Origin of the sequence: Microbulbifer sp. MLAF003, from assembly GCF_030012965.1 — a bacterium.
Taxonomy (GTDB): domain Bacteria; phylum Pseudomonadota; class Gammaproteobacteria; order Pseudomonadales; family Cellvibrionaceae; genus Microbulbifer; species Microbulbifer variabilis.
Window position 1 is genome coordinate 1,919,678 of sequence record NZ_CP120232.1, and the last position, 14,592, is coordinate 1,934,269.

26 protein-coding genes are annotated in these 14,592 nt (G+C 45.0%); 16 read left to right on the forward strand and 10 right to left on the reverse strand.

The annotated features are described in order from the left end of the window. The first annotated feature begins 50 nt into the window (after positions 1 to 50). Both P3339_RS09300 and P3339_RS09305 read left to right on the forward strand, forming a co-directional pair. A complete protein-coding gene (locus tag P3339_RS09300; RefSeq protein ID WP_282953168.1) occupies positions 51 to 536 on the forward strand; it encodes an SF0329 family protein in 486 nt (161 codons plus the stop codon). 81 nt (positions 537 to 617) lie between these two features. Next, positions 618 to 917 carry a hypothetical protein gene (locus P3339_RS09305; protein ID WP_282953169.1) on the forward strand — a complete coding sequence of 100 codons (300 nt, stop codon included), beginning with the start codon at positions 618 to 620 and terminating at the stop codon, positions 915 to 917. Between the two features lie 213 nt (positions 918 to 1,130). Here P3339_RS09305 and P3339_RS09310 read toward each other — a convergent pair whose 3' ends face one another. Further along, positions 1,131 to 1,313, reverse strand: coding sequence for a hypothetical protein (locus P3339_RS09310; protein WP_282953170.1), 183 nt, complete (start codon positions 1,311 to 1,313; stop codon positions 1,131 to 1,133). A 264-nt stretch (positions 1,314 to 1,577) separates the two neighbouring features. On the opposite strand from P3339_RS09310, the gene P3339_RS09315 reads away from it, so the two are divergent. From P3339_RS09315 to P3339_RS09380, 14 genes are all read left to right on the forward strand, one after another. Continuing rightward, the gene (locus P3339_RS09315; RefSeq protein ID WP_282953171.1) at positions 1,578 to 1,907 is read left to right on the forward strand and encodes a hypothetical protein; all 330 of its coding nucleotides are present in this window, start codon (positions 1,578 to 1,580) and stop codon (positions 1,905 to 1,907) included. Positions 1,908 to 2,014: 107 nt separating this feature from the next. Further along, positions 2,015 to 2,284 (forward strand): hypothetical protein, encoded by a 270-nt coding sequence (locus P3339_RS09320; RefSeq protein ID WP_282953172.1) that lies wholly within the window; start codon positions 2,015 to 2,017, stop codon positions 2,282 to 2,284. Between the two features lie 99 nt (positions 2,285 to 2,383). Next, positions 2,384 to 2,749, forward strand: a complete 366-nt coding sequence (locus tag P3339_RS09325; protein WP_282953173.1) for a hypothetical protein — start codon at positions 2,384 to 2,386, stop codon at positions 2,747 to 2,749. Between the two features lie 117 nt (positions 2,750 to 2,866). Continuing rightward, on the forward strand, positions 2,867 to 3,034 hold the full coding sequence (locus P3339_RS09330) for a hypothetical protein (protein WP_282953174.1): 168 nt from the start codon (positions 2,867 to 2,869) through the stop codon (positions 3,032 to 3,034). Positions 3,035 to 3,040: 6 nt separating this feature from the next. Continuing rightward, entirely contained in the window at positions 3,041 to 3,898 is an 858-nt protein-coding gene (locus P3339_RS09335; RefSeq protein WP_282953175.1) for a hypothetical protein, read from the forward strand. A gap of 93 nt (positions 3,899 to 3,991) precedes the next feature. Beyond that, positions 3,992 to 4,735 (forward strand): lysozyme inhibitor LprI family protein, encoded by a 744-nt coding sequence (locus tag P3339_RS09340; RefSeq protein ID WP_282953176.1) that lies wholly within the window; start codon positions 3,992 to 3,994, stop codon positions 4,733 to 4,735. Between the two features lie 76 nt (positions 4,736 to 4,811). Next, complete coding sequence (locus P3339_RS09345) at positions 4,812 to 5,240, forward strand: hypothetical protein (protein ID WP_282953177.1); 429 nt, start codon at positions 4,812 to 4,814, stop codon at positions 5,238 to 5,240. Between the two features lie 118 nt (positions 5,241 to 5,358). After that, positions 5,359 to 5,757 (forward strand): hypothetical protein, encoded by a 399-nt coding sequence (locus tag P3339_RS09350; RefSeq protein ID WP_282953178.1) that lies wholly within the window; start codon positions 5,359 to 5,361, stop codon positions 5,755 to 5,757. A gap of 189 nt (positions 5,758 to 5,946) precedes the next feature. Continuing rightward, entirely contained in the window at positions 5,947 to 6,369 is a 423-nt protein-coding gene (locus tag P3339_RS09355) for a Rap1a/Tai family immunity protein (RefSeq protein WP_282953179.1), read from the forward strand. A gap of 627 nt (positions 6,370 to 6,996) precedes the next feature. Beyond that, on the forward strand, positions 6,997 to 7,302 hold the full coding sequence (locus tag P3339_RS09360; protein ID WP_108732349.1) for a DUF6966 domain-containing protein: 306 nt from the start codon (positions 6,997 to 6,999) through the stop codon (positions 7,300 to 7,302). Positions 7,303 to 7,446: 144 nt separating this feature from the next. Continuing rightward, positions 7,447 to 7,884, forward strand: a complete 438-nt coding sequence (locus P3339_RS09365) for a DNA polymerase Y subunit UmuC family protein (RefSeq protein ID WP_282953180.1) — start codon at positions 7,447 to 7,449, stop codon at positions 7,882 to 7,884. Next, positions 7,818 to 8,096: a DinB/UmuC family translesion DNA polymerase gene (locus tag P3339_RS09370; RefSeq protein ID WP_238152208.1), complete on the forward strand. Its 279-nt coding sequence runs from the start codon at positions 7,818 to 7,820 to the stop codon at positions 8,094 to 8,096. Before P3339_RS09365 ends, P3339_RS09370 begins: the two co-directional genes overlap by 67 nt. Beyond that, complete coding sequence (locus P3339_RS09375) at positions 8,062 to 8,277, forward strand: DUF4113 domain-containing protein (protein WP_282953181.1); 216 nt, start codon at positions 8,062 to 8,064, stop codon at positions 8,275 to 8,277. The genes P3339_RS09370 and P3339_RS09375 overlap by 35 nt, the downstream gene beginning before the upstream one ends. Before the next feature lie 649 nt (positions 8,278 to 8,926). Next, positions 8,927 to 10,312 carry a hypothetical protein gene (locus P3339_RS09380; RefSeq protein ID WP_282953182.1) on the forward strand — a complete coding sequence of 462 codons (1,386 nt, stop codon included), beginning with the start codon at positions 8,927 to 8,929 and terminating at the stop codon, positions 10,310 to 10,312. 85 nt (positions 10,313 to 10,397) lie between these two features. Here the strand turns inward: P3339_RS09380 and P3339_RS09385 are convergent, their stop codons facing one another. The 9 genes from P3339_RS09385 to P3339_RS09425 form a co-directional block, all read right to left on the reverse strand. Next, complete coding sequence (locus tag P3339_RS09385; RefSeq protein WP_282953183.1) at positions 10,398 to 11,432, reverse strand: tyrosine-type recombinase/integrase; 1,035 nt, start codon at positions 11,430 to 11,432, stop codon at positions 10,398 to 10,400. Continuing rightward, positions 11,432 to 11,671 carry a hypothetical protein gene (locus P3339_RS09390; protein WP_282953184.1) on the reverse strand — a complete coding sequence of 80 codons (240 nt, stop codon included), beginning with the start codon at positions 11,669 to 11,671 and terminating at the stop codon, positions 11,432 to 11,434. Before P3339_RS09390 ends, P3339_RS09385 begins: the two co-directional genes overlap by 1 nt. A 77-nt stretch (positions 11,672 to 11,748) precedes the next feature. After that, positions 11,749 to 11,973 carry a hypothetical protein gene (locus P3339_RS09395; protein WP_282953185.1) on the reverse strand — a complete coding sequence of 75 codons (225 nt, stop codon included), beginning with the start codon at positions 11,971 to 11,973 and terminating at the stop codon, positions 11,749 to 11,751. Between the two features lie 88 nt (positions 11,974 to 12,061). Further along, complete coding sequence (locus tag P3339_RS09400; protein ID WP_282953186.1) at positions 12,062 to 12,349, reverse strand: phage antirepressor KilAC domain-containing protein; 288 nt, start codon at positions 12,347 to 12,349, stop codon at positions 12,062 to 12,064. Beyond that, entirely contained in the window at positions 12,346 to 12,510 is a 165-nt protein-coding gene (locus P3339_RS09405) for a hypothetical protein (protein ID WP_282953187.1), read from the reverse strand. Before P3339_RS09405 ends, P3339_RS09400 begins: the two co-directional genes overlap by 4 nt. Before the next feature lie 168 nt (positions 12,511 to 12,678). Further along, complete coding sequence (locus P3339_RS09410; protein WP_282953188.1) at positions 12,679 to 12,981, reverse strand: DUF7673 family protein; 303 nt, start codon at positions 12,979 to 12,981, stop codon at positions 12,679 to 12,681. Continuing rightward, entirely contained in the window at positions 12,978 to 13,169 is a 192-nt protein-coding gene (locus P3339_RS09415) for a hypothetical protein (RefSeq protein WP_282953189.1), read from the reverse strand. The genes P3339_RS09410 and P3339_RS09415 overlap by 4 nt, the downstream gene beginning before the upstream one ends. Continuing rightward, the gene (locus P3339_RS09420) at positions 13,166 to 13,507 is read right to left on the reverse strand and encodes a response regulator transcription factor (RefSeq protein WP_282953190.1); all 342 of its coding nucleotides are present in this window, start codon (positions 13,505 to 13,507) and stop codon (positions 13,166 to 13,168) included. Before P3339_RS09420 ends, P3339_RS09415 begins: the two co-directional genes overlap by 4 nt. A gap of 206 nt (positions 13,508 to 13,713) precedes the next feature. Further along, a complete protein-coding gene (locus P3339_RS09425) occupies positions 13,714 to 14,457 on the reverse strand; it encodes a S24 family peptidase (protein ID WP_282953191.1) in 744 nt (247 codons plus the stop codon). Between the last annotated feature and the right edge of the window lie 135 nt (positions 14,458 to 14,592).

Genomic DNA, 14,592 nt, shown 5'->3' on the forward strand with positions numbered 1-14,592 from the left:
TGCTCCAAAGCGCCTCGTGTACCGGGCGTTAGCTGCAAAGAGTAAATCTCATGCAATGGTCAAAATTGAAGAAACGAATAGAAGAAAATTTCGCTGACTCAATCAAAGGTAGAATCGAGGTTTTTACAACCGCATACAGGCGACAAGATGAGACGGCTAGAAGTTGGGTTGTAATTGATGGAAAGCAAGAAGTAAGTCTTACTGATTGTAATTCTTGGTGGGAGCAAGGAGCATATTTTCATGAACTCACGCCTACTGATTGCCTAACTCATAAAGCTGTAAACGACTCCGAAAGAACTGAAGGTAATCTATATGAAGCGGGTGAATTCAGCAGTTATGATTTTAAAATTATGTGCTTTGAGTCATTAAACATCTCAGCGCAAGATTGCATCAAGTCAGAGCATCCTTTGCTAAGGGTCATTGGCGTTCTCCATAGAAAGCTAGGAAAAGCCAAAGTTAAGGAAATGCAAAAAGACTCTCACCCAATGGTTGCCTATTTTGCTAAATTTCGCATGCAGGCAGAGGCAGCTAACTAGTCAATCAACTTCGCGCCTTCGGCGCCGGACGCGCAAAAAGCGCGCGCCGGTTATTGAGGCGTTAACTGCTAAGGAGAGTTGATGGACTTCGGCAAGATTGTCAAAGGTACTGAAGGAATCGATCTTGATCTGTGGAGCGAGGTTATTTCTAAACATGAACTTCTTGAGCAAGCCCCAGATAGAAAGGGAGTCAATCCATTTACTCATGAAGAAGTAATATTTTCTGGTGTAGGGGTGGCATTCTACTGCGAGGGTGGTGAGAACGTTGGCAATATCTGTTTCCAAGAAGGAGCATTGCTAACTACGGGAGTACCTATGTCCGTCTGTTCTGAGCTAGCCAAAATATTCAATGCGGTTGCATCTGAGGATGATCGCAGTTAACAAGCCGCAGCAATCGCTCCCGTTGGTCGCTGGGACAGCCAAAACGCTGCGCTTATTTGTCTGCTCCTGTGCGCGGCGTTATGCGAGCTATTGCAATGAAGCTTGTAGTGATCTTAATTTTGGCTGTCTTTGCCATAGGATAGTGAGACTATACGAGGTGTCACCAGGGTCGCCTACTTCGAACCTGTGCCTGCCAATGAGTGCGTCATCACTTCAGCCAAGTCCATTGAAGGCCTCACAGAAATAGAGTACGTCACAGAGAGCGGAGGAAGACCATTGACTCTCCATGGCATTGAGAAGACGAATGTAATTCATCGCTACTGGTACACTTACAAAGGCATTGAAAATGACTTTTATTTCGCCGAATCGTACAACGGTGAGGTGGAATTCAGGCATGGATACGGTTGTTTAAACTGCTACCCACCGCAGGAAGCAATAGACACAATTTATCCATTTATTATTGAAATGGAAAATCGGCTTCAAGAACAATGTGGCGTAAGCAGTCTTGCATCCGGTGTGCAAGAGTTTTGTAGCGGTGTTAAATGTCCGAACGCATAACAAGTTGCGCAAGTGGGATGTATTTTTAGTTGCTTCAATTTGTGCTTAAATAGCACAAATCAAAACAACTAAAAACGCCCCTTAGCAAAGCGTTAACCGTATATGAGCCTTACCATTGATCAAGAAATAGCACGAACGAAAAAGTTGGTATCTGCCGCGAAGTCAGTAGTGTCTGGGCAGGTAGGAATTACTATCGGTTCTAAATCAGTGTCGAACAAATTTTACTGGCTAGGACCGGAATGGGAAGAAAGATATCCAATATTTAAGGAGTTTCATTCAGCTTTGCCACTAGATATTCCAGTGGGTGTAGAGCGTCTTGAGTGGAACCCGGACCTTCTTCTTGAGCTAGACCCAGTTTTAGCCAAAATAGAATTTAAATTTCGTCCGCGTATACTTGAGGCTTGTATAGCCATTATCAAGCAACACGGTTAACAAGTTACTGCATCCGACAACCTACACTCCGCTCGCCTTGTACTGTACGCTACGCTAGCACAAAGCGGCTCCATTCCGGTGGCGGCTGAGTAAGGCGTTAGGTTTAGATGATGAATGTTAAAAGTGTTGCTGATATAGAAGGGCCGTGGGTAGAGCCAGAGTTAAACTCTGGGTTAATCCAGCGATGTAGAGATAATTGGTCGAAGCCAGTTTCTCAAGTTTCGAATCATGTTCTTGCAACATTCATCCGCCAAAAATTTGCACTAGCCATTGTGCTTCCGGAGGCAGAAGACCGTCTTAGACGTGGTTATGTAGATGGCACAGAGCTATACGACGAAGAGCTGGAAGTAGCCATAAATGAACTACCAAAAACCTAACAAGGCGGTTAATTTCGTTCGCTCCGCTCACTGGGACAGCTTACACGCCGCTTCGCTCTGTTCCAGTTGCCCATTACCGAGGCGTTAAGTGTAAAATCCATGAGTAGACATCAAGGAAAGCAAGAAGAGCGAGAATTTGAGGGAGAGAAACTTCCCTCAGAATTCAAGCTGTCTCGCTCTAAAATAATGTATATCGAAGATAAGTCGGGCGGCCTAGAAGGTGAGGCTCGTATTGGTCGTGTTTACTTATCAAAGTCAGGAAAAACGCTTTACTATCGAGGAATGAAATTTCAAAGCCTTAAAGGTAGTGGCTTTAAAGCAAATTACTTCGAGGTCGAGTCTGGTGACCACTATTGGATATCCGGGCCCCGTAAAGATAAAAATGACCGTCTGTATGGCGGTAACAGTGGTGTGGAAATAGACAATGATGTCCATGAAGAGTACAGGCAGTACATCAACACTTAACAAGTGGCGGCACAATCTCCACACTTCGTGTGGCTGGACAAAGCACTGAGTGCTTTGCCTGTGCGCCAGGCGTTAAATGTCCGAGTGGGGAACCGTTACTTATAGAGGAAATATGACATGATGAGTCTTATATTTATTTTGGTCCTTACCAGCATGGTTATTTGTGCTTCGATCGCGCGAAAACGTCATTTAAATGGAGTATTCTGGGCTTTTATGGGGGGACTTCTAGGGCCAATCGCCATTCCATTTGCCTTGGTCGCAAAACAAAAAAATGATGGAGTTTAGGTAAGGATGCTTTTTTCTAGAAGTCGGTCGTCACGGTCTATTTATGGTGCCCTTGCTATCGCTTTTTCAGCTTTAGTTGGCTGCTCAGACTTTTTCCCTGTGGAGAGACAATCTCCAGCAAAAGAAGACTTTTTAACTTTGACCGAAGATGATCGGATTCTGTACAAGGAAGGGATGAAAGACCAAGCTTTACTGATTCGGAATGTGCTAGATGAAAAAGTCAAAGATATCGAAATAGTACATGGAAAACCATTCATCAATCCGCCAGTCGTTCATCTTTGCGATACAAGGGAGTGCTTTGCTAAATATACAGGAATTGATAGTGGTATTTTAGCTGCGGTGAGTTCGAATGGCTTATTTTTAAAGTCTTATGTAGTTACTCATGAAGATTATTCACGATGGCTGGCACATGAGTTATCTCATTTGCACCTTCGTCAACAAATATCGACCTTCAGAGCCAGTTTTATACCTCAGTGGTATCAGGAAGGTTTGGCTACGTTTGCATCGAATGGCGGTGGAGCTAATAAGGTTAGCCGAAAAAAAGCCTTAGAGTACATTCATAACGGCAAGCACATAGTCGTGGTGGACGAAAGCTCTCTTTTCAGCGACCCTTGGCCTTTAAACTATGTTGTGGCAAATGATGATTGGCCTAAACCTTGGTACCAGCAACATATGAACTACCGGCAGGCTTCCCTATTCTATGAGTTTTTGCATCCAAATGGCGGGATTGAGCTTATTCGTACACTGGAAAATGGGGAGACATTCAACGATGCATTCAAGTCAGTTTACGGTAAAAGTCCAGAAGAAATGTTTGCTATTTACAAAAGTAGTCTAGCTAAAAATAAGGTTCACGAAAACATTTAACATGGCGCTGTAGTTCGTTACGGGCTTTCAGCCCTCCACCGGACGTGCAACACACGCCGCTGAGCTTGGCGTTACGTGCGATAAGGATATTTAATGAAAATTAGTTTCTTTACATTAATTGCTTTTTTGATTGTTAGCTCACCTGATATTTTTGCCACAAGCTTTGATTGTGAGAAGGCTTCTACCAGTTCTGAATTATTGATCTGTTCTAATAGGCGACTTGGATCTTATGATGAAAATCTATCAGCTGTCTATAAGTCTGTCATGTCGACATTTTCAGGGCAAAAGTCGTTGGAGATTAAGAAAGAGCAGATTAGCTGGATTAAAAAGCGGGATGATGCATGTAAAGATGAAAAGAGTTGCATCTCGGCATACAAGCAACGCACAGCAGAGCTCAGAAAACTTTTATGGAGCGGGAGTGACTTAGAATCGTTTTCGATTGATCGGCAGTCATGTAGGGCAACTAAAGATCAGGAGATTCTAATAAAGTGCATTAAGTTGAATATTTACGATCCATGCGACGATGCTGGTGGTAAATGGGGGGCGGCACAATGTGGTTGGGCTCATAATATTATAGCTGAAAGAAGAATCGATGCTCTAGACGCAGAGATTATTGAGAAACTAAGTAAAGCTGCCGATGGAAACGAATTAATAGAACGCTTTAAATCAACCTCAGCTGTGTGGCGCTCATATAGGGATTCACACTGCGCACTTATAAATGAAATGGACGGACTTGAAAACTTCAGTAGTTACCGATTACATATGGCATTCTGTAAACGCCGATTAAGTGAAATGAGAGTGATCGAACTAGAAAAAATCTATGCTAGTTCTGAATAAAAACGTAACAAGCACGTGCATTTGACCTCCACTTCGCTGCGGCAAATGACACGGGCGTTATGAGCTGAAATTACCAATGAAAGCACTTACTTTAATTTTTCTTTTTATCTCGACATCAGTATTTGCTACGCAAGATGATTATTGGTGGTGGGATAAAATGAGTTATGAAAAATCACTTCCGATGAATCTTGGTATGCTAAAGCTTGATATTCATCTAAAGTCTGAATTTTCGGAGGGTGAAGACAATATTCAAGAGATGGTATTCGTCCTTAATAGTGAGAAAATTCAGGTACCATCCAACGTTTTAGAGAGCTTCAAAGGTATCAATCCCTCTAGCTTTTCACTGTCAACTAGTCATATTGATGAGGGTTTTACCGTTACTGATGTCATTTTCACTGCAAGGTTCAATTATGGTTACCCAGATTGCGTTCGTCGTGGAAGTATCTCAATTAGCAGTACGGGGTATACGTCACATATGATTACCGGTGAGCAGGTATGCTCATAACAAACACAAGCAAAGGGATGGTCAACACTATGCACATTTTGTACGGTCGCTATGCTCCCAGTTTTGTACAAAAAATGCATTGCATTGTCCGCTCCTGTTGTGAGCATTAAGGCAAATAATGAATAAAGTCTTCCTATGTATGCTGATACTTAGTTGGTCTGTAATTGCAAAGGCAACAGATCAGAGTAGTTTCAAAGGCTATTTAGTTTACGATGAAGAGTGGGTCGGGTTTTATCACTGTGGAAGTGATGTATACGGCTTAGATGACAGTAGCGATCTCGATATTTACTCTATGTACCAAAAAGAGAAGTCAGGTTTTAGGAAGCTTCTATATGTCGAGCTAATAGCAGAAGTCACGAATATTGGGATCTATACTTTTGGACTATCCTCACCGCCGAGAGACATAAATCTCCGTATTACTAAAATTATAAAAACTGAAAATCACGACTCTCCAAAGTGTAGTATTGCTTCTGAAGCAACGATAATTACTACTTATGATGAAGCGCCAGATGCCTAGTTTCTTATGGCAAAGTATAACGGATACTGAAGCCGGGGCCAGGGTCCTTGTCGCCTTAACAAGGTGCGGCAGACCGACGTCTTACTTTGTGTGTTTTTTGCCCAGTCGCTACGCTCCTATTTTCGCGTAAAAAATGCACAAAGTAAGCCGCCGCTGCGCACGGCGTTCTGTGCGGTTGAGAGTTCTGATATGAGATTTAAGAATGTATTTTTAGCTTCGGTACTTGTTTTAATGTCTCATAGCTTAATTGCTGCTGGTAACTTCGATACTTTAGTCAACGGATGTAAGGCTTACAGCTCGATTTATTTATTGAAGTCTAGGGTTCCAAATGAGGCAGATTTGATTGGTGTAGGATTTTGTTTCGGCTTTATCTCAGGCATCGTGGAAGGAGTAGATTTTTTTGATGGTAACTCTGACAATCCTCTGACCTGTCTTCCTGAGCAAGATATTTCAAATAAAGAGATGGTTAGTGTGGTTGTCGAATACATCAACAATAACCCTGAAACTGTTACTAGGTATCGTGAAAGTGGTGTCGCAGGTGTTGCTGATTTAGTCCGAAAAGCATTTTACACTAAGTACCCATGTGCAAGTAGCACAGAACAAGGCAATTAACTCAGACCTCCGCTGCTGTGCAGCTCCGGCCGGTTATTGCGAGCGTTATGACTCTTAGTAGTATGAAATATTTAATTATTGCTCTAGCGATGCTGCCGCTCCATGGGAAGGCATGTGGTAGTGATGAAATTCCGCATCACATAAAGTTGTCCGAAGGGGCATTGTACAATTCGCCTCAGTGCCATCCTGTGAAAGTAGTTGTTCCTACAAAGTACAGGGGTGGAAAGTTGAAGTATGCAACCTACCTGCTGGGATCTGGAGTTGCGGATAGCACCTCTCTTGAAGTAAATGTAAATATTCTTGGTTCATCTGACTCAATCAATGAATCGGAATTATATTTATGCTTGAACTATGAAGTGGCTCCAAGGTCCACGCTGCACTTACGCTATCTTCCCGAGCCAAACGAAAACGGAGTGGTATCTCTATGTGCCCATGAATACTACATCAGAGATTTTATGTCTCATCTCACAGAGTCATAACAAGTTGCTGAAGTACACTCCGGTCGCGAAATTCGCGCTCTCCGCGGGGTAGCTTACCTTGTGCACATTTTGCGCAGGTCGCTGTGCTCCCATTTTTGCGCAAAATGTGCACAAGGTAAGCTGCCCCTGCCGGCGGCGTTAAGTGCCTATGAGCGATAAGTACAGTGCATATAAGCTAGTTCTTGAAGAGTTAGTATTGATTCTCAGAGAATATAATGAAGAGAATTGGTTCACCTATTTTTCTAAATCCTTGGAGCTACTAGAAAACAATAAGCCACAAGCAAGTATTTCTCATTCATTGCGTGCATATGGAGGAATGTGTAGCTTCAGTGATGAGTTGTATTTTACTGGCGCTCCTCCAGTTGAGGCGCAAAGAGGGTATGAGCTTCGTGAATTACTATGGCAGCAATGCAAGGACAGTGAAAATTTTCTCAAGCGTATTTTTGAGCTATGAGCACTTAACAAATTTAGGCAAGCGCCGCGCGCCTGCTAAAAGCGTTATCGCCGAGTCTTCCATAGCTGCTCTCTATAACTCTATGGATATGTCGTCGAAACTCCAGTGGAAGTTGAGCATAAAGCCTGGCAATAAAGGGAGGAAATGGAATCTGCACGAAGTGGTGCTTTGTTAGCCAACCGAGCAGTAAAGAAAATCTCCAAGTGCGATGGGGTTTGCGCTTTGGATACACAAGAAAAGTGGCAATGGATGCAGCGCCGTACCGCCGTCAATGATGTCTGGGGCATAGGCCGGCGACTGTCCAAGCGCTTGGCCGATTTTGGCATACAGACAACCTATGACCTGGCGCAGGCCAACCCAAAAGTATTGCGCCGCCATATCAATGTGAACATTGAGCGAACGATTGAGGAGTTGAACGGGATTCCCTGCCTTGGCTTGGAGGAAGAGCCCCAGCCAAGAAGCAGATCTATTGCACCCGCTCCTTTGGTGAAAAGCTCACCGACTTACAGCCGATACTGCAGGCTGCCACCTTGTACGCAAACAGGGCGGCGGAGAAGCTACGGGCTCAGAAATCGCTCGTAAAGTCGATTCATGTGCTTCTGCATACCTTGTACCATAAGCCCAGCTACTACAGCTGCAGCATAATTGTACGGACACTATACCCTACCGACGATACGCGGGTAATTGTGGGGCTGGTAAGAAAGTTTATTGCAAGTCTGTACCGGTCAGGGTGCCGCTTTATGAAAGCAGGAGTGGAGCTTGTTGAGATTATTCCTTGCGCTAGGACAGGGTGATCTATTCACGCCAGGCCAATCGGCAAGGGCCGGGGAGATCGATAGCATCAACCGCAAGTTTGGACGGGGGACTCTATTCCTGGGGGCTGAAGGTATCCAGAAGAAATGGAAGATGGGGCAGGAGCATCGCTCTCCGACCTATACAACTCAGTGGGATCAACTGTCGGTGATTACAGTCTAGTTACTGTGCAGCCATACAGTTTCTACGTGTAAAAAAAATTGAGTAGCTGAGTAATCACGGGGTTTATAGTGGGTCTAAACGACCTTGCTATTTACACACGAAGTTATATAACTATATGATAGTTATATGGTTTTTGGTTTGACTGTGGCTCCTGAGGTCGCGGGTTCGATCACCGTCGGCCACCCCAGATTCTTCCTTGTTTATCAAGGACTTAAAACCTCGCCTAGTGCGGGGTTTTTTCGTTTCTGCTCCCCGTGTGGTAATTTGGTGTGGTAATTTTGGCCTCAATCTATATTGAGGTATTAAGTTGGAGCAAGGGGGAGAGACTTGTATTGCCGATCAATTAGAGCCGTTCAAATCGATTCTGAGTGAGCTAGATGAATCATCGAAATTAAATGGTGAATTTAAACGGCTAAGTCAGCTAAGACCCGATTGTGGGATTCATGACCTTGAGGAGTATCGCTTAGGGTTAAAGAAATCGAAGTTGGAGTTGCAGGGCTCTTGCCGAACGGCGCACATCATAGGGGTTTATTGAAATCCTCCTTTTAGCGGTCGAAAACAGATAATAATTTGCATGGCATGCTGATCCTTGAAATAAAAAAAGATTAAGTGCGCAGAAAATTATAAAAATTCGTATTAGGTGTTGGGTATGTTGAATAGACTTTTTTTCTTTTTCTTGTTTATAGCTTCGGCATGTGTCGAGGCTGATTTTATTTCGGCGCGGGGTGAGCTCACTCAATCTAAGACGATTTCAAATATTTCATGGAAATATGAAGGTGCTGATGTTATTAAATTTTTGTTATATAGAAGAGGTTGGTCTCAGGCTAAATGGGAATTTGTATCCTCTTTTACCCCTGAGATATCTTCTTATCTTGACAGGGACGAAATAAATTCAGAGCGCTCTTGGCGATATAGAATCGTCGCTAAGACTATATCTGGTGACTATGTCCGATATTTTGATGCTTTTGATTTGACAAAGCTTTATGCGAGTGGGATGAATAGAGATTTAGATGCTGATTTTTGGATGTCAGTACCGGCCGGCTCGGGTAGTTCTTTATCTAATGGCCGTGAATCGAGATTGGAGATTAAAAATATTTCTCGTTGGTCTAGCCTGGCTGGTCAACTTGATGGCGTTGTGGTTTATCGTTCCGCAATCATTGAGGCGAGTGATGAGGAGCTGGTCGAATTTTCTCAAGCTATGAAATCAAACGGTATTAAAATCGCGATTGAAATTAATGGATTATCTTCAAGCTACGCTTTGCATGAAAGTGAAGGGGAATCTTTAACTGGTGAAGAATCATTTTCTAGTAATTATACAAGGTCTCTAAAGCGGTTTGTTGATTTAGGAGGGGAGATCGATACTTTGATTTTTGATGGCCCCATTAGGAGAGTGTTATATCCGTCTGATACTCCGATATCCCCCCATACTTACCAGTCAATTGGAAATGAGCTTGTTGATACTATGCGTCTTTGGCGTTCTGTGGTTCCAAAGATTAAGTTTGTACTTCTAACCAATTTTTCGAACTGGGGTTGGAAAGGTCAGCCTGCCAGGAATAGTAAAGGTCTTCCCCCTCAAAGTCTTGGGTACGGAAATTATGATGAGGCCCTTCGAGAAGTCTTGGGTGTGGTTAGAGGTAGTGAGGTTGACTTTGACGCTGTAGCTGCAGATTACAACTATGATGCATTTTTAAATGAGGGCTACTCAAATCAGGTTGAGCTAGTTAAGGATGTGGATTATAAAAATCGACTGATTGAGTTTTATCACGTAGTTAAGGATTATGGTTATCAATTCAATATGATAATCAATTCTGCGAGGGGTGCGAAGGAAGGAAATCACCCATATCGGGTTGAAGTTTTGAATTACATCCATTCCCTTATTGGAGTTGGCGTTAATGTAGATTCGTTTGTAATTCAGAGTTGGGGTAGTTATCCGTCACTTTGGTTAACAGAAAATACCACCGGAACTATGACTTGGACGACACGGCTGGCTTTAGAGCGTGTGAGAAATGGGGTGGATGTCGCACCTGGCTACTAGTGCCGCAATCAGATCCGGTAGTGTAGTAAAGGTAGCGTGAAAGGAAAGTAATTGGTGTTTTAATAATTTTTCTCTTCGTAACCAATTACTTGCCTTTCTTTTGGCGCTTCCGGTCTAGGCTGGCAACTTTATCTGCTGTTCGATTGTATCGCTCTGCCATCGAGCGGGTTTTATGTCCGGTAAATTTCTGCACATCACCGTCAAAATCACTGGCGGCTTTAATTTTCAAATCGTGAAACCGAAACCGCTCCTTAATAACTCCCGCTTCAAGCGCAGCTCGCTGCTCTCTTAGCCAGGTGGCATTAAAGCCCATGCGGGTGAAGGGTCGCCCGATGCGGCTGCGAATAATATGAGCTGTTTGAATTTGTGCATCAACATTGCTTGCGAGTGCGCGATCCACAGCTTCCCTTAGTGCTGGGCTCCAGAGTTTTATCTGTGCTTTTCCGGTCTTGCTTTGAATAATAAATAGAACATCTTCTTTCATGTCTGCTCTCGTAAGGGCCAATACATCCTGCTGTCGGGCTGCACACAGATATCTGATCTCCATGGCGCACTGGTGCATGATGTGGCCGCGTTCACCAAGCCATTGCCAAAAGGCTTCATACTCCCAGTCTTCCAAATAGTGACCGCCAGCTTTTTCCTTGAGTGCTTTAACTACCACTGTAGGGTCTTCGATTTTTACAAACCCTCTGGCCTTACCCCACTTCATCACAATTCCTAGAAAGGTTTTTTCTCGGTTTGATGCGGTAGGGTGTTCTGCCCCGCGGGCATCCAAAAACATCTGTACCAGTGGTGAAGTGATTGAATCAGGTGTCATCTCTCCAAACACTGTCAATATACGTTGGCTGTAGCGGTAGTAGTCTTTTTGAGTTTGTGGCTTGATGTGCTTAGTGTACTGAGGTGATGCAAAGTACAGCTCAACAAGGTCTTTAAGAGTGAATTCTTTCTCGACTAGGCCCGCAAGGTAGCGTTCATATGCCGTCCAAACCTCTGCTTTGCTGGCATCCTGTTTAGCTAAATGCTTGGTTGGATAGCCCCTTCGGTTTACTCGAAAGCCATTCTTGTACCGCTCAACATGTGGTGGCATCCATGCATTTTCGGGGTTGCGCCTCCTGCCCATCAGCTTGCTGCTCCAAGATTAAAGCCTGGGGGTAGGTTAACGCCTGGCGAGTTTGATTTTGCGGCCCCTCGGGTCAGAATGGCTTGGTTGACCATTTCCCAGGTTAGCGCGGGGGATCTGTCTTTTTTCAGCACGTAGGGAATCCGGTTGGCATCAAGAATGCGTTTTTGCTCTTCGGTATTTTCGGCGGCAGCACCGGTTAGGCGGGCTATTTCATGCTTGGTCAGCAAGTTACCCATCGCACATCCCTCGCGTTGTTGTCTTCTACCTAAAAAGCCCGCACTAGGCGGGCTATGAAGTAGGTTAGGGAGGTTGACTACTCGTCATCTCTTTCCTTTAGTTGGCCGTCGATAATGCTGTAAGTGGTGAATTGGTCGGTTTCCTTGTCGAAGATTTGAACCCAATATTTAAAGAGTTCCTCTTTGGCTATTTGGGCGGCCTTTTCCTTTGCTTCTTCAAGGGTTTCGGCGGACTCCTGAAAATCTTTTATTCCACCCATCATCAGGTTGTAGGTGCCGCAAAATAGTGCGTATCTATTCATTGGATTCTCCTTAACTTTAAAAATGGGCCCCTTACAGGCAGCCCCAGAGAGGTACTACTGACTGATTGCGCCGGGGCGCGTAAAACTACTAGCTGGCTTTGGATGCGCTTTTGTCTTCAATAAGATCGCGAATCCAGACCATGCCTCTCGATGTAACCTTGGTGATGATGTACGGCACCTTAACCGGACCACGCTCAAACTCTGCATTTTCCGCTACTAGTAGGCCCTGTGTCGCAGCGAACTTTGTCGGCGAATTGCGCATGGGTTCTCGGCTGTGTAACAGGCCATTGTTGCGTAGCAATTTGAGTAGGCTATTCCTGCCCATTTCTAGCGTTCGGGCGGCCTGGGTAATGGTGAAGAGTTTTTCCTTTTTCACGCTGCCTCCTGGTCCTTCAATTTTTGTTCTGGTGGCTGGCCTTGGATGGCTTCGGAGAGTGCCGCGATTTGTTCGCGCATGCCGTTTATTTGTAATTGTTGGGCTTCTACCGTGGCCATTAGGTCTTGAGTGATGTGCAGCAGCTGGGAGAATTCATTCATGGTTTGTTCCTACCAGCTTCTTGAATTTTCTTTCTCTACCTATTGCCGGCTCCCAGTATTTGCATGATTGGCAGTTCCAGCCGCGCAATAACAGCTTCCCGTTAAATACTGGCTCTGCGGGTTTTCTGCAGCGTACGCAACGTACTCTTGGGAGCTGCTGAATCTGTCTCACGCTGCACCTTTCCTCTGCGTTTCAAGGTGAGACCACTCGACGCTAAGGGCGCGAAACTTTTTCTCGCCATGAGTAATGACGCTGTGGGGTTCTTTGCCTTGGTAGCGAAGCGTGATTACGTTAAGTGCGTGTTGATAGTTGTCACCATCGAGTAACGCGAGTTCGGCGATAGGGACCGCGAAATCACTGCTGTTCCAGGCTGAAAGCAATACCTGTGCAGCAATTGCACTAGCGCCGGAGTAGCCGTTGGCTACGGTGAGCAAGGTCTCCACGCTCTGTTTTGGGCTGAAAGAGTTCATGCCGCATCACCTCCAAACGGAGGCCAACCATCACCCTGTATAGGTCGAGCCAAAGTAGGTTTTGGCTGCGACGATACCGTGTTGCGGCCTTTATGATTTGGGGCAACGATTGGCCCGGTATAACCACTGGAGCGATTGGTGTCGCGCTGAGTTTGAGCTGTTGGGAGTACATAGACTTTGGCGGTCATACGATGCCCTCTCGATTATTGCGGATGCGGAGTGTTCGAATAGTGGGGCGGCGTTGGATGCGGGTGCGTAATTGCTCCTGTGCATCCGCACCAATACCGCTGAGAACTGAAGCGATCAGGGCGAAGTGAATTAATCCGTGCTTTACCGCCTTGGCCACCGCTTCAGTACTGTTGCGGGCATGCAGCTTGTAAAAGCATTCCGCCAGCAGGTTGGTGACATTGGCTACTGAGCACCGCATAGCTTCTGCCGTCTCCTTATTGGAAAGGCCACGGGCGCGATGTGTAAGCGCTTCGGCTTGGCGTGGAGCCAGTGTTCTCAAGTGGTTGCCTGTTTCCATTTGGGCGCCCTGTCCTTAGCGATTTCCCTTGGTTATCGATCTGAATAGTATCAGGGGTATTTTACATGTAAATACCTGAGGTATTATTTTTTAATATTCAGGTATTAAAGCGCGCCAGGGATTTACCTTGGGGTAAGGTGCGTGAGGTAGGCGGAAACTTGAGGTTGGTGGGTGGCAAAGGTGGCCTAAGGACCACCTTTTATGTTTTACAGGTCGATTTCGACCTTTTTTGCTACACCTACAATCCGGCAGTTCCCATTAATCGGGATGGGTGCATAGTTTGGATTAAGTGGTTTTAGGTATCTGTTGGGGCCATCAATTACGAGTTTTTTGATAGTTGCTTCTTGTACATCGATCAGTTTGGCAACAACGATAGAACCATTAGTGTATTCCACGTCAGGATCAACAATCACGATCGACCCATGGGGAATGCTGACGCCTGTCGGCGAGGTCATTGAGTCACCCTCAATACGCAGAGCAAATGCATTTGGGCCGACCTTTGCCGTAGTTTCCCGCCATTCTTCTGCGTCACCAGGCTGAAAATTGTCTACAACTTCTGCCCACCCTCCGGCTTGCACAGATGAAATTAATGGCACGGTACTACGGTGTGGCGGGATGGAAAAGTGGCTTCTGGATGCATTGCTAACTCCCTGCATTGCGTTCTCAGTTAGTGCGCTTGGATTTGAGCGCCTTCCCAATTTAACAACCTGATTGGGGTCAATGTCACTGGGTTCGACATGAAGTAGACGGGCAAACTTAATGATTGTTTCAGTGTTAAGAGCTATACGCCCGTTTAAATAGTGCCCTACAGCCCCTTGAGTCATTCCCATGGCGGCACCGGCTTTCTCTTGGTTAAGTCCTAGCTCTCCTTTTTTTGCAAGCCAAATACGCCGGAGGCCTTCCGACAGCTTCATTTCGCTGTCTGTGAGTTTGCGTTTAGATTTGTTCATCGGCTGAGGTTAATAGCGCCAGTATTGAAAAACAAATACCTGGGGTATTGTCAGTTATTAATATCTGGGGTATTAATATGGCTGGATTCAACTGAAAATATGGTGAAAGCAGGTGCTTCTAAAGGACGCTTAGTG